The 21844-nt window shown below is 72.9% G+C and carries 23 protein-coding genes; 13 read left to right on the top strand and 10 right to left on the bottom strand.

Annotation, left to right across the window (positions count from 1 at the left end; genetic code table 11):
* Window positions 1-16: 16 nt before the first annotated feature.
* Both ACWY4P_RS19485 and ACWY4P_RS19480 read right to left on the bottom strand, forming a co-directional pair.
* Window positions 17-883: a transglutaminase-like domain-containing protein gene (locus tag ACWY4P_RS19485; protein ID WP_456211815.1), complete on the bottom strand. Its 867-nt coding sequence runs from the start codon at window positions 881-883 to the stop codon at window positions 17-19.
* A 17-nt stretch (window positions 884-900) separates the two neighbouring features.
* Window positions 901-1962, bottom strand: coding sequence for a GNAT family N-acetyltransferase (locus ACWY4P_RS19480; RefSeq protein ID WP_456211814.1), 1062 nt, complete (start codon window positions 1960-1962; stop codon window positions 901-903).
* 112 nt (window positions 1963-2074) lie between these two features.
* On the opposite strand from ACWY4P_RS19480, the gene fdxA reads away from it, so the two are divergent.
* Both fdxA and dapC read left to right on the top strand, forming a co-directional pair.
* Entirely contained in the window at window positions 2075-2401 is a 327-nt protein-coding gene (gene fdxA, locus ACWY4P_RS19475) for a ferredoxin (RefSeq protein WP_014054705.1), read from the top strand.
* Between the two features lie 114 nt (window positions 2402-2515).
* Window positions 2516-3652 (top strand): succinyldiaminopimelate transaminase, encoded by a 1137-nt coding sequence (gene dapC, locus ACWY4P_RS19470; RefSeq protein WP_456211813.1) that lies wholly within the window; start codon window positions 2516-2518, stop codon window positions 3650-3652.
* 74 nt (window positions 3653-3726) lie between these two features.
* Here the strand turns inward: dapC and ACWY4P_RS19465 are convergent, their stop codons facing one another.
* Together ACWY4P_RS19465 and ACWY4P_RS19460 are read right to left on the bottom strand one after the other, a co-directional pair.
* Window positions 3727-4413 (bottom strand): hypothetical protein, encoded by a 687-nt coding sequence (locus ACWY4P_RS19465; RefSeq protein WP_456211812.1) that lies wholly within the window; start codon window positions 4411-4413, stop codon window positions 3727-3729.
* Between the two features lie 202 nt (window positions 4414-4615).
* Window positions 4616-5521 (bottom strand): hypothetical protein, encoded by a 906-nt coding sequence (locus ACWY4P_RS19460; protein WP_456211811.1) that lies wholly within the window; start codon window positions 5519-5521, stop codon window positions 4616-4618.
* A gap of 136 nt (window positions 5522-5657) precedes the next feature.
* Here ACWY4P_RS19460 and dapE point away from each other — a divergent pair, with 136 nt between their 5' ends.
* On the top strand, window positions 5658-6728 hold the full coding sequence (gene dapE, locus ACWY4P_RS19455) for a succinyl-diaminopimelate desuccinylase (RefSeq protein ID WP_456211810.1): 1071 nt from the start codon (window positions 5658-5660) through the stop codon (window positions 6726-6728).
* A gap of 115 nt (window positions 6729-6843) precedes the next feature.
* Window positions 6844-7593 carry an LOG family protein gene (locus ACWY4P_RS19450; RefSeq protein ID WP_456211809.1) on the top strand — a complete coding sequence of 250 codons (750 nt, stop codon included), beginning with the start codon at window positions 6844-6846 and terminating at the stop codon, window positions 7591-7593.
* 53 nt (window positions 7594-7646) lie between these two features.
* Here the strand turns inward: ACWY4P_RS19450 and folP are convergent, their stop codons facing one another.
* Window positions 7647-8507 (bottom strand): dihydropteroate synthase, encoded by an 861-nt coding sequence (gene folP, locus ACWY4P_RS19445; RefSeq protein ID WP_456211808.1) that lies wholly within the window; start codon window positions 8505-8507, stop codon window positions 7647-7649.
* A 120-nt stretch (window positions 8508-8627) separates the two neighbouring features.
* Here folP and ACWY4P_RS19440 point away from each other — a divergent pair, with 120 nt between their 5' ends.
* Together ACWY4P_RS19440 and ACWY4P_RS19435 are read left to right on the top strand one after the other, a co-directional pair.
* Complete coding sequence (locus ACWY4P_RS19440) at window positions 8628-9152, top strand: DivIVA domain-containing protein (protein ID WP_456211807.1); 525 nt, start codon at window positions 8628-8630, stop codon at window positions 9150-9152.
* A gap of 235 nt (window positions 9153-9387) precedes the next feature.
* Window positions 9388-9981, top strand: coding sequence for a DNA-3-methyladenine glycosylase I (locus ACWY4P_RS19435; protein ID WP_456211806.1), 594 nt, complete (start codon window positions 9388-9390; stop codon window positions 9979-9981).
* Window positions 9982-10068: 87 nt separating this feature from the next.
* Here ACWY4P_RS19435 and chcB read toward each other — a convergent pair whose 3' ends face one another.
* Window positions 10069-10872 carry a 2-cyclohexenylcarbonyl CoA isomerase gene (gene chcB, locus ACWY4P_RS19430; protein WP_456211805.1) on the bottom strand — a complete coding sequence of 268 codons (804 nt, stop codon included), beginning with the start codon at window positions 10870-10872 and terminating at the stop codon, window positions 10069-10071.
* Window positions 10873-11241: 369 nt separating this feature from the next.
* Here chcB and ACWY4P_RS19425 point away from each other — a divergent pair, with 369 nt between their 5' ends.
* Entirely contained in the window at window positions 11242-11409 is a 168-nt protein-coding gene (locus ACWY4P_RS19425; RefSeq protein ID WP_003966491.1) for a DUF3117 domain-containing protein, read from the top strand.
* Window positions 11410-11550: 141 nt separating this feature from the next.
* On the opposite strand, the gene ACWY4P_RS19420 is transcribed toward ACWY4P_RS19425, so the two are convergent.
* Window positions 11551-12216, bottom strand: coding sequence for an O-methyltransferase (locus ACWY4P_RS19420; RefSeq protein ID WP_456211804.1), 666 nt, complete (start codon window positions 12214-12216; stop codon window positions 11551-11553).
* A gap of 131 nt (window positions 12217-12347) precedes the next feature.
* Here ACWY4P_RS19420 and sigE point away from each other — a divergent pair, with 131 nt between their 5' ends.
* From sigE to ACWY4P_RS19395, 5 genes are all read left to right on the top strand, one after another.
* The gene (sigE, locus tag ACWY4P_RS19415; RefSeq protein WP_456211803.1) at window positions 12348-13130 is read left to right on the top strand and encodes an RNA polymerase sigma factor SigE; all 783 of its coding nucleotides are present in this window, start codon (window positions 12348-12350) and stop codon (window positions 13128-13130) included.
* On the top strand, window positions 13127-14035 hold the full coding sequence (locus ACWY4P_RS19410) for an anti-sigma factor family protein (protein WP_456211802.1): 909 nt from the start codon (window positions 13127-13129) through the stop codon (window positions 14033-14035). The genes sigE and ACWY4P_RS19410 overlap by 4 nt, the downstream gene beginning before the upstream one ends.
* A 197-nt stretch (window positions 14036-14232) precedes the next feature.
* On the top strand, window positions 14233-16194 hold the full coding sequence (locus ACWY4P_RS19405; protein WP_456211801.1) for a trypsin-like peptidase domain-containing protein: 1962 nt from the start codon (window positions 14233-14235) through the stop codon (window positions 16192-16194).
* Window positions 16195-16337: 143 nt separating this feature from the next.
* Entirely contained in the window at window positions 16338-16820 is a 483-nt protein-coding gene (locus tag ACWY4P_RS19400) for a sec-independent translocase (RefSeq protein ID WP_456211800.1), read from the top strand.
* Window positions 16821-16937: 117 nt separating this feature from the next.
* On the top strand, window positions 16938-17627 hold the full coding sequence (locus ACWY4P_RS19395) for a hypothetical protein (protein WP_456211799.1): 690 nt from the start codon (window positions 16938-16940) through the stop codon (window positions 17625-17627).
* Between the two features lie 127 nt (window positions 17628-17754).
* On the opposite strand, the gene ACWY4P_RS19390 is transcribed toward ACWY4P_RS19395, so the two are convergent.
* From ACWY4P_RS19390 to ACWY4P_RS19380, 3 genes are read right to left on the bottom strand one after another with little or no spacing between them, the layout of a single operon-like run.
* Entirely contained in the window at window positions 17755-18909 is a 1155-nt protein-coding gene (locus tag ACWY4P_RS19390) for an Mrp/NBP35 family ATP-binding protein (protein WP_456211798.1), read from the bottom strand.
* 43 nt (window positions 18910-18952) lie between these two features.
* Window positions 18953-19483, bottom strand: a complete 531-nt coding sequence (locus tag ACWY4P_RS19385) for a DUF1003 domain-containing protein (RefSeq protein WP_456211797.1) — start codon at window positions 19481-19483, stop codon at window positions 18953-18955.
* Window positions 19473-20813 (bottom strand): magnesium transporter MgtE N-terminal domain-containing protein, encoded by a 1341-nt coding sequence (locus ACWY4P_RS19380; RefSeq protein WP_456211796.1) that lies wholly within the window; start codon window positions 20811-20813, stop codon window positions 19473-19475. Before ACWY4P_RS19380 ends, ACWY4P_RS19385 begins: the two co-directional genes overlap by 11 nt.
* Before the next feature lie 212 nt (window positions 20814-21025).
* Between ACWY4P_RS19380 and ACWY4P_RS19375 the strand changes: the two genes are divergently transcribed.
* Window positions 21026-21805, top strand: a complete 780-nt coding sequence (locus tag ACWY4P_RS19375; RefSeq protein ID WP_456211795.1) for a hypothetical protein — start codon at window positions 21026-21028, stop codon at window positions 21803-21805.
* Window positions 21806-21844 lie beyond the last annotated feature (39 nt).

The following is a 21844-nucleotide window of genomic DNA, read 5'->3' as shown; positions in this document are numbered from 1 at the left end:
CCGACGTGCGGTGCGCTCAGTTCAGCATCGCCCGGGCGGCCCGCGCCCGGCGACGTACGTCCTCCGCCGCGTTCGGCTCCATCGCGGCCACGACCTCCGCGTACTCCTCCATCTCCTTGGCCCCCGCCACGAAGTCCCCGCGCTCCACGAGCAGTTTGGCCCGCTCGTAGCGGAGCCGGGCCGGGTGGCTGGGCAGCAGCAGGGACAGCTCCACGGCCCAGAGCTGGACGTCCGTGTTCCCCCAGCTACCACTGGGAGGTACGCCCTCCGGGCGGGCGCCGGCCCAGGCGCGGATGTTGTTCAGGATCCGCAGCACGATCTCCAGCGGGGTGGCCGGGGCCGGCACCGCCGGGGCCGACGGGACCCCCAGCGCTCCCGCCACCATCAGCGCCGCGTCCTCGTCGGACAGCACCCGCCCGCCGTCGAAGGGGTCGGCCAGCACATGGCGCCCGTACGGGTCGCCGAAGCCGACCACGAAGTGGCCCGGCAGCGCCACCCCGTACACCGGAGCGCCCGCCCGCCGCGCCACCTCCATCCACACCACGGACAGCAGGATCGGCAGCCCGCGGCGCCGCCGGAGCACCTCGTGCAGCAGCGAGGACTCCAGCCGCCGGTAGTCGGCCGCGGAGCCGCGGAAGTCGAGCCGGTCCCCGAGCAGCGCGGCCAGCGCCGCGGCCCAGGCGCCGGGCCCGCCGGGGGAGTAGGGCACAAGACCGGCCAGCCGGTCGAGTTCGATCTGCGCGGCGTCGATTCCGTCCTCGTCCAGCTCCGGGTCGGCCTCCTGGCCCACCAGCAGGCACAGCAACGCCAGGTCGGGGCGCTCCTCGCGGGCCGCCTCGGCGAAGCGCCGGCGCCGGGCCGGGGTGTCGTCTCTGCGTGGCATAGGGGCCTCGTACCCGATCAGCGGTGGTTCTCGTGGGGTGCGCGCCAGTGGTGGTAGCTGTGGTGCGTGGTGAAGCCCATGCTCTCGTAGAGCGCCCGGGCACCGTCATTGTCCGTCTCGACCTGTAGATACGCAGCCGAGGCGCCCTCCTCCAGGGCCTTGCGGGCGAGCGCCGTCATCACGGCGGTGGCCAGGCCCTGCCGGCGCAGCCGCGGATCGGTCTCCACGGCCGTGAACCCGGCCCAGCGGCCGTCCACCACGCACCGCCCGATCGCGGCCGGGACGCCTGAGGTCCCGTGCTCCGGCGCTGTGGTCGCTGCGGTCTCTGTGCTCGCTGTGGTCTGTATGGTCGCGAACCACACCGACGGGCCGCCGCTGAGCACCCGCAGCGTCTCGGGGGCGGGCCCGCCGGAGGCGGAGCGCTGATAGCGGGCCAGCCAGGCGTCGTCGATGTCGCGGGAGAGGGTGACCCGGGAGACGTCGGCGTCCCGGTCCGCGAGGGGCGCGAGGGCGGCGATCCGTATGTCCACGGAGACCTCCCGGACCCAGCCGTGCGCCGCGAGTTCCGCGGCCAGCAGCTCCTGTGTCCCCTCGGCGCCGGTGCTGACCTGGAGGTAGGCGGGCAGCCCGCGCTCGGCGTACCAGGCGGCCACCCGCCGCAGCGCGTCCTCGACCGGTATGCCCGGGTCGCCGAGCGGCAGCACGGAGTTGGCGCGCCGGGTGAAGCCGCCCGCCGCGCGCAGCTCCCACTCCCCGAGCCGCTCGCTCTCCACCGGCGGCCAGGCGCGGGCGGCGGCCCGGTCCAGCTCGGCCGCGGTCGCCGCCGGGCCGCGGCGGCGGGCCGGCGCGGCGGGCACCACCTTGCCCGCCACGAGCGAGGATTCCACGATGCGGACCTCCTCTCCCGTGCGCCGAGTGACGCACAGCACACCTTGTGTCCACGATGTGAGCACGCCGACCACGTCGGTGAATCGCGCGCCACTGTCGTCACCCTCGATCGTCAGCCTGACGGACACGCGTTTACCCACGTCAGACGGGGTAATCCGGACCTCAAGTCGTCCGCCAGTGGTGAAATCCACAGCTCTGCTCGCCCCTCACGTGCGTCTGGTGCCCAGGAACGGAGATACTAGGTGCGGGCATCGACGACGCCGCGCTCCCGCGCGATACAGCCCTAAGAGGAGGAACGACAGCGTGACCTACGTCATCGCGCAGCCTTGTGTCGACCTGAAAGACAAGGCGTGCATCGAGGAGTGCCCCGTCGACTGCATCTACGAGGGCCAGCGGTCCTTGTACATCCACCCGGACGAGTGCGTCGACTGTGGGGCCTGTGAGCCGGTCTGCCCGGTCGAGGCGATCTTCTACGAGGACGACACTCCCGAGGAGTGGAAGGACTACTACAAGGCGAACGTGGAGTTCTTCGACGAGCTGGGCTCGCCCGGTGGCGCGAGCAAGCTGGGCCTGATCGAGCGTGACCACCCCTTTATCGCCGCCCTGCCCCCGCAGGAGCACGACGAGTGACCTCGCGGCGCGCGGGCGCGTTCTGAAGACGCCCCGGCACCGCGCAGCCCTCGGTCCCGCACGCCACCACGGCCTGCGGGGCCGGGCTGTTTTACCCGAGAAAGCGAGCCAGTTGTGCCACCCGTCTCCGCCCGTCTCCCGGTCTTCCCCTGGGACCGGCTCGAACCGTACAAGGCGACCGCCGCGGCGCACCCGGACGGCATCGTCGACCTGTCGGTGGGTACCCCCGTCGACCCGGTCCCCGAGCTGATCCGCACCGCGCTGGCCGGCGCGGCCGACAGCCCCGGCTATCCGACCGTATGGGGCACCGCCGCACTGCGGGACGCGCTGACCGGCTGGGTGGAGCGGCGGCTGGGCGCGACGGGCGTGGACCACACCCAGGTGCTGCCGGTGGTCGGCTCCAAGGAGCTGGTGGCGTCGCTGCCGACCCAGCTCGGCCTCGGCCCCGGCGACCGGGTCGCCTTCCCGCGGCTGGCCTACCCGACGTACGAGGTCGGCGCGCGGCTGGCGGGCGCCGAGCCCGTGCCGTACGACACGGAGACATTTGCGACTGGCGCCGCGGGGACCGAGCTCGACCCGGCGGGGCTGAAGCTGCTGTGGCTCAACTCCCCGTCCAACCCGACCGGCCGGGTGCTGGACAAGGACGAGCTGCGGGCCGCGGTGGCCTGGGCGCGCGAGCATGGTGTGCTGCTGGTCAGCGACGAGTGCTACCTGGAGCTCGGCTGGGACGCCGACCCGGTGTCCGTGCTGCACCCCGAGGTGTCCGGCGGCAGCTTCGAGGGCCTGGTGGCGGTGCACTCGCTCTCCAAGCGCTCCAACCTGGCGGGCTACCGCGCGGCGTTCCTCGCCGGTGACGCGGCGGTGCTCGGCGAGCTGCTTCAGATCCGCAAGCACGGCGGGATGATGGTGCCCGCGCCCGTACAGGCCGCCACCATCGCCGCGCTGGGCGACGACGCGCACGTGGCCGAGCAGCGCGAGCGCTACGCCCGCCGCCGGGCCGCGCTGCGCGAGGCGCTCGAGGGGTGCGGCTTCCGCATCGAGCACAGCGAGGCGTCGCTGTACCTGTGGGCGACGCGGAACGAGCCGTGCTGGGACACCGTCGGCGCGCTCGCCGAGCTGGGCATCCTGGTGGCGCCGGGCGACTTCTACGGCGCGGCGGGGGAGCGGAACGTACGGGTCGCGTTCACCGCCACCGACGAGCGGGTGGCGGCGGCGGTCCAGCGGCTGGGCGGCGGTCTGCCCAGCCGCTGACGGCGCGGCCACGCGGATATGCGACGGGCCCGGGGAGCCGATGCTCCCCGGGCCCGGGTGTGTCGCGGTGGCCTTCAGCCGCCGAGGACCGGCAGGCCCTTGACCGACAGGCCGTCGGTCAGGGCGTTGCCGGGCAGCGTGCTCGGGGCGGCCGGCGCGGCCGGGGTGGCCGGGGTGGCGTGGCCGGCCTCGCCGGCCTTGCCTGCCGCGGCTTTGCCGGCCTTGTTGACCTTGCCGGCCTTGCCCGTGACAGCCTTGCCGACCTTGCTCACGGCGGCCTTGCCGCGGCTCGGCGCGGCGTGGCGGCCCTTGCCCTTGCCCTTGGCCTGGCCCTTGCCGGCCGTCGCCTTGCCGTGGTCGCCCTTGCCGGCCTTCGCCGCCCCCGCCTTTCCGGCCTTGCCGGCGACCGCCTTCGCGCCGGATGCCGCCTTGGTCCCGGAGGAGACCGCCTTGCCTGCCGCGGCCTTGTCCGCGGTCCGGGCGACCGGAGCGGTCTGCTCCTGGCCCCGGAGGGCGCGCGTGACGGTCCCGCCGGCCTTGCCGCTGACCTCACCCGCCGCGCTCCCGACGTTCTGCGAGGCGGAGTCCGCGAGGCTGCCGACCGCGGCGGTGTCGAGCGCGCTCAGCCCACCCAGCTTGGGGGCCTGCGACAGGCCGAGGTCCGCTGCACTCGCGGCGCCGGCGGCACCGACCACGGGAGCTGCGCCCGCTGCGACCAGCAGCGCGGTCCGGGCGATCCGACGCGTGAGGGGGAGGGACATGATGCTCCTTTGAGGGAGGGACAATTGGCGTGGATGTCCGGCAGGCGGACGCAGTGAATACCGCGTGAGAAGCGGGAAGGTTGCGGTGCGCCAAGGTAAAGAATTGGCAATGCGTCGCATAATCCGTTTCGGATGTGAGTGGGCGTCCGGGAATGCCATCAAACCCACTCTGACCCACCGTCACCAGCGGTGATCTGCCGCGCTATCGGGCGGTGACGATGCGCACTTCCGGCCCGGAGTCCTCGTCGGTGGTATGCCAGCCGGCCCTCAAATTCCCGGCGGTCCATACATGGTTGCCATAAGAAACGCGTTCGATGCGCAACTCGTCCGAGTGGGCCACCGCCCAGTAGGCCAATTCCCAGCCGTTCCGCTCCGCCCCGCCGCGGGCCCGGGCCGCCCCGGTCGGCACGCGCACGACATGCGTGGCCGCGGCGCGCCCGCCGCTCTGCCCGGCCGGGCGCACCGCCGCCGCCACCTCGGCGCCGAACTCCCGCTTCAACTCCGCCCGGACCCGCGCCGGATCGCCCGGAACCCCGTCGTCCGGCGGGCCGGGGCAGGAGAAGGCGGCCGCCGAACGCCCCGTCAGCGCGCCGGTCAGCAGCACGGCCTCGGTCTCGTGCTTCGCGTACGCCTGCGGGAAACCGCTGTACTGCACCCGCTGGGCGGCCACCGTGAGCGGCAGCCGCGAGTAGCCGGGGACCCGCACCAGGCGGTCGTAGAACCTCCCTGTGGCGTAGACCGGATCCCGGATCTGCCGCGCGGTGCCCCAGCCCTGCGAGGGCCGTTGCTGGAAGAGCCCCAGCGAATCCCGGTCGCCATGGCGGATGTTGCGCAGCCCCGACTCCTGTAGCGCGGTGGCGAGCGCGATGGTGACGGCCCGCTCCGGCAGCCCCCGGGAGGCGGCCACCGCCTCGATCGTGGCCGCGTTCACCGCCTGTTCGGGACTGAGCGCCAGATACTCGCCCTCCGCCCGTACGGTGCAGCGGGGCGGGCCCCAGCCGCCGGTCGCGATGTGCACCGCCACATATCCGACCAGGGCCAGCAGTACGGCGCAGGCGATCGCGGCACGTGTCCGACGGGCTCGGCTGGCAAGGACGGGCAGGGGCACGGCGCCCACGTTACTTCAGGGCCGCCCGCCCCCGGACCGGCATGTGTCAAGAGGCACGTCACCCGCCCGGGAGGCCTCGCCGCCACCGCCACCGCCCGGCCGCCGCGGCCGATGACGACGGACTAGGGTCGGCCTTATGGCACATCCCGCACTTGATCTGTCCCTGGACGCCGCCCGGCTCACCGCCCGGCTCGTCGACTTCCCCTCGGTCAGCGGCGACGAGAAGGCGCTCGCCGACGCCGTCGAGGAGGCCCTGCGCGCCCTGCCGCACCTGACCGTCGACCGTGACGGGGACGCCGTCGTGGCCCGGACGAACCTGGGGCGGGCGGAGCGGGTGGTGCTCGCGGGGCACATCGACACCGTGCCGATCGCCGACAACGTGCCCTCGCGCCTTGACGGGAACGGGGTGCTGTGGGGCTGCGGCACCTCCGACATGAAGTCCGGAGTGGCCGTACAGCTGCGCGTCGCCCAGACCGTGCCCGCCCCCAACCGCGACCTGACCTTCGTCTTCTACGACCACGAAGAGGTCGCCGTCGAGCTCAACGGGCTGCGGCGGCTGGCCGAGCGGCACCCCGAGTGGCTGGCCGCCGACTTCGCCGTGCTGCTGGAGCCCACCGACGGCAAGGTCGAGGGCGGCTGCCAGGGCACCCTGCGGGTGCGGGTCTCCACCAGCGGCAGGCGCGCCCACTCCGCGCGCAGCTGGCTCGGCGAGAACGCCATCCACAAGGCCGCGCCCATCCTCGACCGGCTGGTCGGCTGCCGGCCGCGCCGCGTGGAGATCGACGGTCTCACCTACCGTGAGGGCCTCAACGCGGTGCGTATCGAGGGCGGCCACGCGGGCAACGTCATCCCGGACTTCTGTGCCGTGACCGTCAACTACCGGTTCGCCCCGGACCGCTCCGAGGCGGAGGCGCTCGCGCATGTGCGCGAGGTCTTCGACGGGTTCGAGGTGGAGGCCACGGACAGCGCACCCGGCGCGCTGCCCGGCCTGTCCCACCCGGCCGCGGCCGCCTTCGTCGAGGCGATCGGCACCGAGCCGGCCCCCAAGGACGCCTGGACGGACGTCGCCTTCTTCTCGGCGCTCGGCGTGCCCGCGATCAACTACGGCCCCGGCGATCCGCTCCTCGCACACACCCGCGAGGAGCACGTGTCCACCGCGGCGGTGCTCGAGGCCGAGGAGCGGCTGCGTACCTGGCTCACCGCCTGACCCCCCGGCTGCCCGGCCGCCGCGCCGCACTTGGCTGACGTGCCGATTCGAGGGGCCTACGCTGAACGACAGATCTGCGGCTGATCGGAGGCAGATCTTGGCGAAGGGAGCACACATGGGCAACGCCGAGGACAAGCGAACGCTGCACGAGCAGCGTGAGGGTCCGGTCGTGCGCCGACGCCACCAGATGCGGCCCGGCACGACCGACCAGCGGCTGCTGGACACCCAGGGGGCGACCCACTGGGTGCACGAGGACCCGTTCCGGGTGCTGCGCATCCAGTCGGAGTTCGTCGAGGGCTTCGGCGCGCTCGCCGAGCTCGGCCGGGCGGTCAGCGTCTTCGGGTCCGCCCGCACGCCGGAGGGGTCGCCGGAGTACGAGGCGGGGGTGCGGATCGGGCGGGCCCTCGCGGAGGCGGGGTTCGCGGTGATCACGGGCGGCGGCCCGGGGGCGATGGAGGCGGCGAACAGGGGCGCGTGCGAGGCGGGCGGCGTCTCCGTCGGGCTCGGCATCGAGCTGCCGTACGAGCAGGGCCTCAACCCGTACGTCGACATCGGTGTGAACTTCCGCTACTTCTTCGTCCGAAAGACGATGTTCGTGAAGTACGCGCAGGGCTTCGTGGTGCTCCCCGGCGGGGTCGGGACCCTGGACGAGTTCTTCGAGGCGCTCACCCTCGTCCAGACCAAGAAGGTGACCCGCTTCCCGATCGTGCTCTACGGCACCGCCTACTGGGAGGGCCTGATGGCCTGGCTGAAGGACACGCTCGTCGCGCAGGGCAAGGCGAGCCCGGTGGACCTGGAGCTGTTCCGCCTCACCGACGACGTGGACGAGGTGGTCGACCTGATGACGAAGGAGTCCGGCGGCTGACCCGTCGGCCGGTCTACCGGCCGACCCCGCGGCTCACCCGTCGCCCGGCGCCGTCAGGCCAGGCCGCGCCGGGCGACCGCCGGGGGCCGGTGACCGGCGATGGACGACACCATGTCCAGCACCTGGCGGGTCTCGGCCACCTCGTGCACCCGGTAGACCCGCGCGCCGAGCCAGGCCGAGATCGCGGTCGTCGCGAGGGTGCCGAGCAGCCGCTCCTTGACCGGCCGGTCCAGCGTCTCGCCCACGAAGTCCTTGTTGGACAGCGAGACCAGCACCGGCCAGCCGGTCTCCGCCAGCTCGCCGAGCCGCCGGGTCGCCTCCAGCGAGTGCCGGGTGTTCTTGCCGAAGTCGTGGCCCGGGTCGATCAGGATCGACTCGCGCTCCACGCCCAGCTCGACGGCGCGCCGCGCGAGCTCCAGCGTGACCCGCAGGATGTCGGCCACCACATCGTCGTACGCGACCCGGTGCGGCCTGGTGCGCGGCTGGGCGCCGCCCGCGTGGGTGCACACCAGCCCGGCGCCGTGCCGGGCCGCGACCTCGGCCAGCTTGGGGTCGACCCCGCCCCACGCGTCGTTGAGCAGATCCGCGCCCGCCTCGCAGACCGCCTCCCCGACCTCGTGGCGCCAGGTGTCCACGCTGATCACCACGTCGGGGTGGCGCCGGCGCACCTCGGCCACGAAGCCGACCGTGCGGCGCACCTCCTCGGCGGTGCTCACCTCCTCGCCGGGACCGGCCTTCACCCCGCCGATGTCGACGATGGCGGCGCCCTCCGCCACCGCCTGCTCGACACGGGCCAGGGCGGGCTCGTCGCGGAAGGTCGCCCCCTGGTCGTAGAAGGAGTCCGGCGTCCGGTTCACGATCGCCATGATCACTTGTTCGTTCTCGCCGAACTCACGCCGTCCGAGCCGTAGCATCCGCACTTCCTCTCACTTCCTCCCCAGAGGGGCTGCCAGCGACGATAACTGTCGGTGGGGCATGGCACGATCGAGGCAGACTGGTAGGACATACGCGCGCACCCCGGGGAGACGATCGTCGTGTTTTGGTTCTTGCTGATCGCGCTGGTCGTGGTGGTCGGCGCGGTCACGGTCGCGGTCGTCGGGGGCGGTGACGGCGGCGCGCTGGCCGAGGCGCCCCCCGACCGGCTCGATGACGCGCTGCCCGCCGACCGGCCGCTGGGCCGGGCCGATGTGGAGGCCCTGCGGCTCCCGATGACCGTGCGGGGCTACCGCATGGCCGACGTCGATGATGTGCTGGGCCGGCTCGGTGCCGAGCTCGCCGAGCGCGACGCCCGGATCGCCGAGCTGGAGACGGCCCTGGCCGGGGTGCAGGCGTCGGCGCGCGGCGGGCCCGGGCTGCTCCAGCAGCCCGGCGGTCTCCCGCCGCACGACATCGCCCCGCCGGGCTTTCCACACGACCTGCCGCCACACGACCTGCCGCCGCCCGGGCTGCCCACGCACGACCTGCCCGCACACGGCCTGTCCCCGTATGACCCACCCCCGCATCATCCGCCCGCGCCCGACGTCCCGCCGCGCGGACCGGAAGGGGAGGGCCAGCCATGAGCGTGTCTTGGCGCGCTGTGCGGGCTGGACTGAGGAGCCGCGCAGCGACGGAGGAGCGAGCAGTGACGAGGGAAGCCCGTGCGTTGGAGCGCGCCAAGACTGAGCGGGAGGAGGGGCGCGTGTCTTGGCGCGCTGTGCGGGCTGGACTGAGGAGCCGCGCAGCGACGGAGGAGCGAGCAGTGACGAGGGAAGCCCGTGCGTTGGAGCGCGCCATGACTGAGCGGGAGGGCCAGCCATGAGCACCGGGGGTGTGGTGCCGGGGCCGGACGGGCTGCTGCGCTGCCCGTGGGGGCTGGAGGCCGAGGGCATGGCCGACTACCGCGTCTACCACGACACCGAATGGGGCCGCCCGGTCCATGGCGACGACGCCCTGTTCGAGCGGATCTCTCTGGAGGCGTTCCAGTCCGGCCTGTCCTGGCTGACGATCCTGCGCCGTCGCGAGGGCTTCCGTGACGCGTTCGCCGACTTCAAGATCGCGGCGGTCGCGGAATTCACGGAGGCGGACGAGCAGCGGCTGCTCACCGACTCCCGCATCATCCGCAACCGGGCCAAGATCTCGGCCGTGGTGGCGAACGCGCGGGCGGCGGCCGAGCTGGCGTCGGGCGAGCTGGACAAGCTGATCTGGTCGCACGCCCCGGACCCGGCCGGCCGCCCGGTGCCGCGGACCTTCGCCGATGTCGCTCCGATCACCCCGGAGTCGACGGCGCTGGCCCGCGACCTGAAGAAGCGCGGCTTCCGCTTCGTCGGCCCGACCACGGCGTACGCCCTGATGCAGGCGTGCGGCCTGGTCAACGACCACCTGGCCGACTGCCACGCGCGGGGCGGTTGAGCGCCCGGCGACAGGGGCTGTAGCGCCCCGGCGGGGGCACCTCCCAGCGGTAGCTGGGGGAGAACCGAGCCTCAAAAGAGGAGGGCCTCAGCGCCCGGTGAAGTGGGGCTTCTGCTTCTTGACGAACGCGTCCACCGCGGCCAGGTGGTCCGCCGAGGCCCCCGCGCGCCGCTGTAGCTCGTCCTCCTTGGTCAGCGACTCGGTCAGGCTGTGCCCGGCCGCGTAGGCGAGGGATTCCTTGATCGCCGCATAGGCCGCGGTCGGGCCCTCCGCCAGCCGCCGGGCCACCGCCGCCGCCTCGGCGGCCAGCTCCGCGGCCGGGACGACCTTGTTCGCGATACCCAGGTCGTAGGCCTCCTGAGCGCTGATGGAGCGCGGGAAGAGGAGGAGATCGGCGGCGCGGCCATGGCCGATCAGCCGCTGCAGGGTCCAGGAGGCGCCGGAGTCGGCGGTGAGGGCGACCCCGGCGAAAGAGGTGTTGAACGAGGCGGTGTCGGCGATGACACGGTAGTCGGCGGCGAAGGCGAAGCCCGCGCCCGCGCCCGCCGCGACCCCGTTGACCGCGGCGACCACCGGCTTCGGCATCCCGGCGATCGTGGTCACGATCGGGTTGTAGTGCAGCGCGACGGTGCTCATGGTCGAGCCCTCGCCCTCCCCCGCCCGGTCGGCCGCCAGTAGTTCGATGTGCTCCTTGAGGTCCTGGCCCACGCAGAAGGCCCGGCCGGTGCCGGTGAGCAGCACGGCCCGTACGGCCGGGTCGCCGGCGGCCTGGAGCAGGGTGTCGCGCAGGGCGACCTTGGTGTCGATGTTGAGCGCGTTCATGGCATCGGGACGATTGAGGGTGATCGTCGCGAGTCCGTCGGTCAGCTCGTAGAGCACGGTGTCGGCCATGGCGGGTCCTCCGGTGCGGCTGGGCCGCGGCTCGGGCGGGGCCGCATCGGCGGCCCGGTCCTGGCCCCGGCGCGGCGGTCAGCGCTCAGCATGCCGAAAGATCGGCGCGACCGACATGTGACCTGCGTCAAAGAATCCGGCCCTTCTTGGGCCACCACTGGAACGCGCCCCGGGCATCGGCGCCCGTACGGTATCGCGATCCCTCCCCGAATTGGGTGGTTTTGGGTGAGCGCGTTGCACAGGGGTTGCCGACTGATGTTGGTCATCGGGTCGTGCCATGCGGGATAATGACAGGGAAGCAACGTGTTCGATGCCGGTGACACCTGGGTTGTCGGCTGCGATGAGCTGGTTTCAGGAAGGGGAACGAGCATGGCGGCCATGAAGCCGCGGACGGGCGACGGCCCGCTCGAGGTGACCAAGGAGGGGCGGGGCATCGTCATGCGCGTTCCGCTCGAAGGCGGCGGTCGTCTCGTCGTCGAGCTGACACCGGACGAGGCCGACGCGCTCGGCGATGCCCTGAAGAAGGTTGTCGGCTGAAGCCATCGGTCCCACCACTACCCGTGTGCCGCCCCGGCGGCCGGTATGGACATACCGGCCGCCGGGGCGGTGCTTTGATCCGTGGTTACTTCGATTCGCGCTCGCCTGTGCTTATCCGCGCTTATTTGTGCTTATCCGTGCTTATCCGCGTTTGACCGCGCAGAGTAGTCCGTCGCCCACGGGCAGCAGCGACGACTGCAGCACGGTGGACTCCCGCACGGTGCGCAGCAGCTCACGCAGGCGCAGCACCTCGGCCGGCTGCACCGCGGAGTCCACGGTCCGCCCGTTCGCGAAGACACCCTCGAAGCAGACCAGCCCGCCGGGTCGCAGCAGGCGCAACGATTCACCGAGGTAGTCGAGGCACTCGGAGCGGTCGCCGTCGCAGAACACCAGGTCGTAGCCGCCGTCGGCGAGCCGCGGCAGGACGTCCAGCGCCCGGCCGGGGATGAAGCGCGCCCGGTTTCCGGTGAAGCCGGCGGCGCGGAACGCCTGCCGGGCGAACTGCTGCATCTCCGGCTCGGAGTCCACGGTGGTCAGCACGCCGTCCGGCCGCATGCCGTGCAGCAGGTGGATGCCCGAGACCCCGGTCCCGGTGCCGATCTCGGCGACGGCCTTGGCGTCCGCGGCGGCGGCGAGCAGGCGCAGCGCCGCGCCCGTGCCGGACGACACCGAGCGCATCCCCGCCTCCCGGGCCCGGTCACGGGCCCAGTGCAGGGCTGCGTCCTCGGCGACGAACGCATCGGCGAACGCCCAGCTCGTCTGCCGGTTGGCGGTAATGGCCCTCTCCTGTCCCCGTAGTTGACGCAAGCGTGACTGTAGCCGCTGCGCCCGGGAACCCGCAGATGGGACCGGGCGTTGGAAGGGGAGGGGGGGAGCATATGGATCACGAACAAATGCAGGTCAAAAATGCTTATCCGGAGCTAACGGGCGAGGTGGATATGGTAGGGGCTCTACTGGAGACCACCAGAGCCGACAGGGGAGGTGCGGCTGCGGCCGGTGACCGGCGAGTGCTGAGGCGCTTTCGCAGGTCAGCGGGCGAGCCGAAATCCGTGACCGACATTGCTGACCGTCCTCGTACCGTCGATTCCGCTACGACCGCGACCTTCGCCACCGACGCGGATGCCCCGGCGTGGACGCCTCCTACCTGGGAGGAGATCGTCAGCACGCACAGTGCACGGGTCTACCGCCTCGCGTATCGCCTCACCGGCAATCAGCACGACGCCGAGGATCTCACCCAGGAGGTCTTCGTCCGTGTCTTCCGCTCGCTGTCCACCTACAGCCCCGGCACCTTCGAGGGGTGGCTGCACCGCATCACCACCAACCTCTTCCTCGACATGGTCCGCCGCCGTCAGCGCATCCGCTTCGACGCGCTCGGTGAGGACGCGGCCGAGCGGCTGCCCAGCCGCGAGCCCTCTCCCCAGCAGCATTTCAATGACACCCACTTCGACGCCGATGTGCAGCAGGCCCTCGACACCCTCGCGCCGGAGTTCCGCGCGGCCGTCGTGCTCTGCGACATCGAAGGGCTGTCGTACGAGGAGATCGCCGCGACCCTCGGCGTGAAGCTCGGCACGGTGCGCAGCCGGATCCACCGTGGTCGCTCACATCTGCGCAAGGCCCTGAAGCACCGTTCGCCCGAGGCCCGGGCCGAGCAGCGCACGGTGACGGCGGTGCCCCGCCCCGCCGCCGCGCCCCGGTTGAGCGGGGAGGTCGGAATCGCGTGACCCGGTCAGGCGGTCAGTCCCCCGCCGAGCAGCATCTCGGCGACCGCCTTGCAGCCCTGGTCGATGGCGAGCTGGGGCACGACGCGCGTGAACGTGTGCTCGCACACCTCGCGACGTGCTGCAAGTGCAAGGCGGAGGCCGACGCTCAGCGTCGGCTGAAAAACGTGTTCGCGCAGACGGCGCCCCCCGCTCCCTCGGAGGGCTTTCTGGCGCGGCTCCAGGGCCTTCCGGGCCTGTCGGCGGACGACGGAGACGGCGCCGGGAGCGACGGCTCGCCGTTCGGCGGCTCGAGCGTCTTCGGCGTCCAGGACACCCGGGGCGTCCGGGGTGTGCATGAGGCGCGGGAGCAGGCTTTCGCGTTTCTGCCCACGGGCCGGGCGGTAAGCCCGGCCACCGCGTCCGTTGCCGCCCCGCGTGAGGGCGGCTTCCGGATCCATGAGGTCGGGCGCCCCGCCCCGCGTCGGCGGTTCGCCTTCGCGGCCGCGGGGGCGGTGTCCCTGGCCGCGTTCGCGCTCGGCGGCGCGCTTCCGCTGGACGCGGCGGTCGAGTCGCCCGGGAGCCAGGCGGAGGGTTCGGACAGCGCGGTGAACCCGGTCGGCGCGGGCTCCGGGGTCGAGGAAGCCGACCTCATGGGGGTGCGCGAGCGCACCCGCCGTGAGGTGGGGCTGCTGGATGTGGCGGCCCCGGTGGACACGACCGCCCCGACGTCGACGCACTCCCGGACCCTCAGCGAGGCCTCCGGCGGTGTGCCGGACCCGCTCATCCAGCCGATCCTGGCGGCCACCCGGCTGCTGCGCGCCGCGGCGGCCAAGCCCGCGGCCCCCGCGCCGACCCAGATGGCGGGCCCCTCCCAGCCGGCGACGCGGACGCCGTCGTACCGCGGGTTCAGCGCGCCCCCGGAGTAACAGGGGCCTGACGGGCACGCCCCGGCCCGGTGGCCGGGGCGGTGGTGGAGCCGGGGCGGGGGTGGCTCCTGGTGTAGGCACTGCGCGGGCGTCGGCGGACCTGATTGAATCGCTACCGGGCAGCGCTACCCGGTGGCGGTGGCGGCTGTCCCGAGGCGGCGCAGTCCGCGCCGTGTCGCGGGAAATCTGGGGAGATCATGGACGAGGGTAAGGCCACCGGGCCCAAGCCGAAGTGGTGGAGCCGTCCGGTCACACGACCCGGCCGCCGGTCGTCATCCGAGGCCGAGCCGGAGCCCGCGGGAGACACCACGGCCGGGGATTCGGCGACGGCGGGCGCGGCTGACGTCGACGGCGGGCGCGCGCCGGGCACGGCTGACGGTGCGTCGGCCGCCGCGGCGGTGGGCGACAGTGCCAAGGCGGCCGCCGGGGCCGAGCCCGGGCCGGCGCCTGTGGCCCAAGGCCCCGCCGACAACGCTCTCGGTGACGGTGCGTCGGACCAGTGGCCGTCAGCGGCGGCCGGTGGCCGCGCCGGTGACGGCGGTGACGGCGGTGACGGAGCCTCGGTGGGAGCCGACTCCGGCGCGGAGGGCGGGCGGGCCGCCCATCCGCTGCACGCCCCCGACCCGTACAGCACACCGCCCTACGGCGGACCCGGCCCCTGGGCGCCCGCCCCTCCCGTGCAGCGGCCCATGCCGACCCCGGCCCACGGCACCCACCTTCCGCCCGGCGTCCACCCGGGCGCGACACCCGCGCACGGCACCCAGCTGCCGCCCACGGCTGCCCAGGCCGTGCCCCCGCCCGGCGCGGCCCAGACCGTGCCGCCGCCCGGCATGACTCCGACCCATGGCACCCAGCTGCCCCCGCCCGGCATGACCCCGGCCCACGGCACCCAGCTGCCGCCGGGCGCGCAGGCGGAGCCGGGCGCTGCCACCGCCCAACTGCCGCAGCAGGCCGGGCAGCCTCTGCAGCCCCAGCCGGGGCAGGCCGCGCAGTGGCAGCACTACGACCCGTGGACCTCGGCCCCCTCGACAGAAGCGCCGCGCAAGGCGTCCCGCCGCCGCGGCCTGGTGGCGGTCGTGCTGATCGCGCTGATCGCGGGCTGCCTCGGCGGCGGCATCGGCGCGTATCTGGAGCACGAGCGGACCGCCGAGGACAGCGTGGTGCACCTCCCGCAGGCGTCGGCCGACAAGGGGACCGTGGATCCGGACAGCGTCTCGGGCATCGCCGCGCGGGCGCTGCCGGGCGTGGTGACCATCCATGTCAGCGGCGGCACGGAGCAGGCCACCGGCACCGGTTTCGTGCTCGACGAGCAGGGCCACATCCTCACCAACAACCATGTCGTGGAGCCCGCCGGTTCAGGCGGCGACATATCGGTGACGTTCAACGGCGGCGAGGTGGCGGACGCCAAGGTGATCGGCCGGGACAGCGGCTACGACCTGGCGGTCATCAAGGTCGACGGTGTCTCAGGGCTGCACCCGCTGGCCCTCGGCAACTCCGACTCCGTGCGCGTCGGCGACCCCGTCGTGGCGATCGGCGCCCCGTACGACCTGGCGGGCACCGTGACCTCCGGGATCATCAGCGCCAAGGAGCGCCCCATCACCGCGGGCGGCGAGCAGGAGGACGGCAGCGACGTCAGCTATGTCGACGCGCTCCAGACCGACGCCCCGATCAACCCGGGCAACTCCGGCGGCCCGCTGGTGGATTCCCAGGCGCGGGTCATCGGCATCAACAGCGCGATCCGCGCGGCCGACGACGGCTCGGGGCTCGGCGGCAGCCAGGGCGGCAGCATCGGCCTGGGCTTCGCGATCCCGATCAACCAGGGCAAGCGGGTCGCCGAGGAGCTGATCAACACCGGCAAGGCCACCCACCCTGTGATTGGTGTCACGCTCGACATGGAGTACGCGGGGGACGGCGCGCGGGTGCACACCCGGGGCGCCGACGGCCCGCCGGTCAACCCGGACGGCCCGGGGGACAAGGCCGGAATCAAGGCCGGCGACATCATCACGGAGGTGGACGGCGTACGGGTGCACAGCGGCCAGGAGTTGATCGTCAAGATCCGCAGCCACCGCCCCGGCGACCGGCTCCGGCTGACGCTGCGCCGGGACGGCCGGGAGCGGACGGTGGAGCTGACGCTCGGTTCGGCCAGCGGCAGCGGCTGAGGCCGTCCGGCGGTAGGGAGCGCGGGTGATGTCCGGCCGGAGACGCCCGATGTTGGTCCGGGCGTCTCCCGCCCCGCCCCTGCCGACAGGTACCGTGTTCAGTGGCCTGGACCGTGGCCACAGACGTCTCAAGGAGCTGCAAGGTGTTCTTCGACATAGGACCCCTCGAGCTGATCGCGCTCGTCATCCTTGCGGTGCTCGTATTCGGCCCGGAGAAGCTTCCGAAGGTCATCCAGGATGTGGCGCGGTTCATACGCAAGGTGAGGGAGTTCTCCGACAACGCCAAGGAGGACATCCGCTCCGAGCTGGGCCCGGAGTTCAAGGACTTCGAGTTCGAGGACCTGAACCCGAAGAACTTCGTCCGCAAGCATGTGCTGGACTCGGACGAGATGGGCCTCAAAGAGATCCGTAACGGCTTCGACCTCCGCAAGGAGATGGCCGAGGTCGCGGACGCGGTGAACGGCCGGGAGAGTGACGCAGCACACGGCTCTTCCGGTTCTTCCCCGACCTCGCAGTCCGGCGGCGAATCCGGGTCCGGCGGCGGCTCCACCACCCCTGACCTGCTGCGCAAGCGCGAAGAGCCAGGGCGCGAGGAGCGTCCGCCGTTCGACTCCGACGCCACTTGATCCCCCCTTATGCCCGGCCTGGTTGACCCGTATGGCTATCCTCCCTTTGTCCGGGGTGAGGTCGCCTGAGGGGGGCGGGCCGCCCACGACGCAGGGCAACGAGGAGGCTCCGCGCAGATGGAGACGACGAGTCGGCTAGGGGTACAAGGGGTGGCTGGTACACCGGGCGCGTCCGCTGAGGACGCCGCGTCGGCCGCTCAGGGGATCCCCGCCGACGCTCGGCGGAGGGTCGACGGCTATCTGATGGCCGCCTTCCCGTGGTACGGCCTTGACGAGGCCTTCACGGGGCGGCGCTGGCTGATGCAGGTGGGTGCGGCCGCGGACGGCACGGTCGAGCACGGCTCCACGGGGCACGGCGACGAGCCGTCGCTGCGCGCCGAGACCGAGCCGGACCAGCAGCGCTTCGCGGTCGTGGTGACCGTGGCCAGCCGCCCGGTGCGGGACAGCGCGGACGGCACGGGCGTGCTGGAGGCCACCTCGGTCTCCTCGGCGGCCTGGCTGGCCGGGTCCGGCCTGCTGTCGTCCACCTGGCCGACGCGCATGGAGCGCGCGCTGCGCCAGGACTGGCTGGACCAGCAGACCGCGATCGCCTGGGAGCTCGCGGACGACCTCGACGGCCCGGGCTGGTCGCAGCTGTCGCTGCCGGTGGACGGGGTGCCGACCGACTTCCACTACCGCGAGTCGGAGTACGGCTGGGTGCTGGCCGGATCCGCCCGCGAGGGCGTGCACATCGGCGCGTACGGGCGCGGGATGAGCGCGTACGGGCTGGGCTTCGCGGTGGTCAAGGACATCACCGCGTACGAGTAGCCAAGAGCGGGCAGCGGGCAGCGGGCGGGCAGCGAGCAGGCAGCACGAAACGGGTCGTACGAAGCAGGCAGTACGAGCAGCTCGGGGCGGCCCCCTGGGGAGGCCGCCCGCCGCCCTTCGCGCCTGCTCAGAACTTGTTGCGCGGCGTGATGCCCAGCGACATGCCCGCCAGCCCGCGCTGCCGCCCCCCGAGCTTGCCCGCGATGGACCGCAGCGCGCTGCCCGCCGGGGAGTCGGGGTCGGTCAGCACGACCGGCTTCCCCTCGTCGCCGCCCTCGCGCAGCCGCACATCGATCGGGATGGCGCCGAGCACCGGCACCGTGGCGCCGGTGGCCCGGGTCAGGCCGTCGGCGACCGACTGGCCGCCGCCCGTGCCGAAGACGTCGACCATCTCGTCGCAGTGCGGGCAGGGCAGCCCGGACATGTTCTCGACCACGCCGACGATCTTCTGGTGGGTCTGGACCGCGATCGAGCCCGCCCGCTCGGCGACCTCGGCGGCGGCCTGCTGCGGCGTGGTGACGACCAGGATCTCGGCGTTGGGCACGAGCTGGGCCACGGAGATCGCGATGTCTCCGGTGCCCGGCGGCAGGTCGAGCAGCAGCACGTCCAGGTCGCCCCAGTAGACATCGGCCAGGAACTGCTGGAGCGCGCGGTGCAGCATCGGCCCGCGCCACACCACCGGCGTGTTGCCCGGCGTGAACATCCCGATCGAGATGACCTTCACGCCGTGGGCCGACGGCGGCATGATCATGTTCTCGACCTGGGTGGGGCTGCCGTCGGCGCCCAGCATGCGCGGGACCGAGTGGCCGTAGATATCGGCGTCCACGACGCCGACCTTCAGACCGTCGGCGGCCATCGCCGCGGCCAGGTTGACCGTCACCGACGACTTGCCGACGCCGCCCTTGCCGGACGCCACCGCGTACACCCGGGTCAGCGAGCCCGGCTTGGCGAAGGGCACCTCGCGCTCGGCCTGGCCGCCGCGCAGTGAGGTGGCCAGCTCGCGCCGCTGCTCGTCGCTCATCACATCCAGCTCGACGGTGACGCCGCTCACCCCGGCGACCTCGGCCACCGCCTCCTGCACCCGGGCGGTGATCGTCTCGCGCATGGGACAGCCGGAGACCGTGAGATAGACCGCCACCGCGACCGTCCCGTCCGCCGCGATGTCGACGGATTTGACCATGCCGAGATCCGTGATCGGCTTGTGGATCTCCGGGTCGTTGACCGTCGCGAGCGCGGCGCGCACCGCGTCCTCGTTCGGTGTGGGGGCAGTGTCGGTAGCCATACGGAGATGGTACGGCGCCTCCGGTACTCAGCGGTAAGGGCGGTCAGCGGTCGTGTTCGTCACGTGGGGCGGGGGACGGGGCGGCCCGCCCCTTCACCTCTTCCCGCTCCCGCTCCACCTCCTTGATCAGATCCTGGAACTCGGAGCGGATCCAGTCGCGGGTGGCCACCTCGCCCATCCCCATCCGCAGCGCCGCGATCTCCCGGGCCAGGAACTCGGTGTCGGCGATGGAGCGCTCGTCCCGGGCGCGGTCCTGCTCCAGGGTGACGCGGTCGCGGTCGGCCTGCCGGTACTGGGAGAGCAGGATCAGCGGGGCCGAGTAGGAGGCCTGTAGCGAGAGCATCAGCGTCAGGAAGATGAACGGGAAGGAGTCGAACCGCAGCCGCTCCGGGGCCAGGATGTTCCAGCCGAGCCACACGGCGACGAAGACCGTCATGCAGACGATGAAGCGGCCGGTGCCCAGGAAGCGGGCGATCCGCTCCGACACCCTGCCGAACGTCTCCGGGTCCCACCGCGGCAGCCGGAAGCGGCGGCGCTCCCTCGGCCGGTCGAGCCGGGTTCCGTCACCGGCCATCGGGGACCTCCGGCCAGCCGCCGGGAACCTCGGGCCGGCTGCGGGAGACCGCCGGCGGGCCGGAGACCACGGGCGCGGCCATGCCGTACAGCTCCCGCTCCCGCCAGTCGGGCGGCAGCAGGTGATCGAGCACATCGTCGACGGTCACCGCGCCGAGCAGCGAGCCGCTCTCGTCCACGACCGGGGCCGTGACCAGGTTGTACGTGGCCAGATAGCTGGTCACACCGGGCAGCGGGGCCTCGGGCGGCAGCGGCCGCAGATCGGTGTCGACGACCGAGCCGACGAGGGTGTACGGCGGCTCGCGCAGCAGCCGCTGGAAGTGCACCAGGCCCAGGTAGCGGCCGGTCGGCGTCTCGTCCGGCGGCCGGCACACATACACCTGCGCGGCCAGCGCGGGGGTCAGGTCCCGGTTGCGTACGCGCGCGAGGGCGTCCGCGACCGTCGCGTCGGGGCGCAGCACGATCGGGTCGGGCGTCATCAGCCCGCCGGCCGAGCCCTCCTCGTACGACATCAGCCGCCGCATGTCCGCCGCGTCCCGCGGCCGCATCAGGGCCAGCAGCCGCTCCTTGTCCTCCTCGGGGAGCTCGGAGAGCAGGTCGGCCGCGTCGTCCGGGTCCATCGCCTCCAGGACGTCGGCCGCGCGCTCCTCCTGTAGCTTGCCGAGGATCTCGACCTGGTCGTCGTCCGGCAGCTCCTCCAGGACATCGGCGAGCCGGTCGTCGTCCAGCGCCGCGGCCACTTCGCCGCGCCGCTTCGCCGAGAGGTGGTGCAGCACATTGGCGAGGTCCGCGGGGCGCAGCTGCTCGAAGGTGGCCAGCAGGCTCTCCGCGCCCTGCCCCTGCTCCTCGAGGGAGAAGCCGGTGACCGCGGACCAGTCGACGGTCAGGGTCTCCCCGCGCCGCCGCAACGCGCCCGACCTGCCGCGCCGCACAAAGACCTTGTTGATCTCCCAGTCCCGGCGCGCGGGCAGCTTTGCCATGGCCACGTCGAGGACCGTGACCTCCTCGCCCGTCTCCACCACTCGTACGGTGCGGTCCAGCAGCTCGCCGAGCACCAGGGTCTCGGTCGGGCGCTGTTCGAAGCGCCGCATGTTGACCACGCCGGTCGTGATGACCTGGCCGGACTCGACGCCGGTCACCCGGGTCATGGGCAGGAAGATCCGGCGGCGGGTGACCACCTCGACCACCAGACCCAGGACGCGCGGCGGCCGCCCGCCCAGGCGCAGCATGGCCACCAGATCGCGGACCCGGCCCACCTGGTCGCCGTTCGGGTCGAAGACGGGAACACCCGCGAGGTGCGAGACGAACACCCTGGGGGCGCCTGCGGGCATGTCATGCGCCTCCCTGCGTCGTGAGTTTTGCGGCTGTATATGGCTATTGCTATCGAATGTCGCGTTCAGGCTAGCGCGCCCGGCCGTGCCCTGCCGCCGGACGAATTCCCCCGGCTACCGCTGGGAGGTGCCCCTCTTACGGCACCGTGCCGACACCTCTGGACGGCACCGGTACGCTGCCCCCTGCACCGGCTTCAGGAGGCAGAGCGGACGTGCGCACCCGGAACACGGCTGTCGTGGCGGCGATCTGCGCGGGGTTGGCCGCGGCGCTCGCCGGATGTGGCGGCGACGGCGGCGGCGAGGACCCCGACGCGGGCACCAACGGCGTGGGCAAGCTCCCCGCCGCCAAGATCGAGGCCAGAGCCCAGAAGGCCGCCGGGGACGCCGAGGCGGTACGCCTGTCCGGCGAGCTCGTCACCAAGGGGCGTACCTACAAGGTCGACATGCGGCTCAAGGCGGACGGCGGCACCGGCCAGGTCTCCACCGAGGGCAGCACCTTCCAGCTGCTGCGCGTCGGCAAGGACCTCTACCTGAAGGCCAACGCGGGCTTCTGGACGCACAAGAGCGAGAGCGGCAAGGGCAGCGGCGGCGGGCAGAGCGGCGGAGGGCAGAGCGGCGCCGACGCGGCCGCCGCGGACAAGCTCGACGACAAGTATGTGAAGGTGCCCGTCGGCGACCCCTCGTACAAACGGCTCAGCGGACTGACGGACAAGAGCCTGCTGCTCGACGGGCTGCTCGGCCTGCACGGCGAGATCTCCGCGGGCGACCGCGGCACGGTCGGCGGTGTCCGGACCATCCGGATCCGCGGCGGCGAGGGCAGCGGCGGCGCGCTCGACGTCTCCTTGGAGGGCAGGCCGTATCCGCTGCGGCTCCAGCGGGCGGGCGGCGCGGGCGTCATCCGGCTCGCCGACTGGGACAAGCGCTTCGCGCTGGCCGCGCCCGACAAGGGCGACGTCGTGGACTACGGACAGCAGATCCCGAGCGGTACGTAACGCGTCCGGCGGTGCGCGGCGCCCCGGCAGTAGGCAGCA

The organism is Streptomyces sp. LZ34 (assembly GCF_053890475.1).
Note: the sequence above shows the minus strand (reverse complement) of the source record. Positions and strands in the feature narration are given on the sequence as shown.

Coding starts and splice junctions, on each gene's coding strand:
- ACWY4P_RS19405 (WP_456211801.1), top strand. CDS start 14,233: ATGGACGAGGGTAAGGCCACCGGGCCCAAGCCGAAGTGGTGGAGCCGT.
- ACWY4P_RS19390 (WP_456211798.1), bottom strand. CDS start 18,909: ATGGCTACCGACACTGCCCCCACACCGAACGAGGACGCGGTGCGCGCC.
- sigE (WP_456211803.1), top strand. CDS start 12,348: ATGGTAGGGGCTCTACTGGAGACCACCAGAGCCGACAGGGGAGGTGCG.
- ACWY4P_RS19450 (WP_456211809.1), top strand. CDS start 6,844: ATGGGCAACGCCGAGGACAAGCGAACGCTGCACGAGCAGCGTGAGGGT.
- chcB (WP_456211805.1), bottom strand. CDS start 10,872: ATGGCCGACACCGTGCTCTACGAGCTGACCGACGGACTCGCGACGATC.
- ACWY4P_RS19380 (WP_456211796.1), bottom strand. CDS start 20,813: ATGCCCGCAGGCGCCCCCAGGGTGTTCGTCTCGCACCTCGCGGGTGTT.
- ACWY4P_RS19465 (WP_456211812.1), bottom strand. CDS start 4,413: ATGTCCCTCCCCCTCACGCGTCGGATCGCCCGGACCGCGCTGCTGGTC.
- dapE (WP_456211810.1), top strand. CDS start 5,658: ATGGCACATCCCGCACTTGATCTGTCCCTGGACGCCGCCCGGCTCACC.
- ACWY4P_RS19425 (WP_003966491.1), top strand. CDS start 11,242: ATGGCGGCCATGAAGCCGCGGACGGGCGACGGCCCGCTCGAGGTGACC.
- ACWY4P_RS19485 (WP_456211815.1), bottom strand. CDS start 883: ATGCCACGCAGAGACGACACCCCGGCCCGGCGCCGGCGCTTCGCCGAG.
- ACWY4P_RS19385 (WP_456211797.1), bottom strand. CDS start 19,483: ATGGCCGGTGACGGAACCCGGCTCGACCGGCCGAGGGAGCGCCGCCGC.
- folP (WP_456211808.1), bottom strand. CDS start 8,507: ATGCTACGGCTCGGACGGCGTGAGTTCGGCGAGAACGAACAAGTGATC.
- ACWY4P_RS19395 (WP_456211799.1), top strand. CDS start 16,938: ATGGAGACGACGAGTCGGCTAGGGGTACAAGGGGTGGCTGGTACACCG.
- ACWY4P_RS19435 (WP_456211806.1), top strand. CDS start 9,388: ATGAGCACCGGGGGTGTGGTGCCGGGGCCGGACGGGCTGCTGCGCTGC.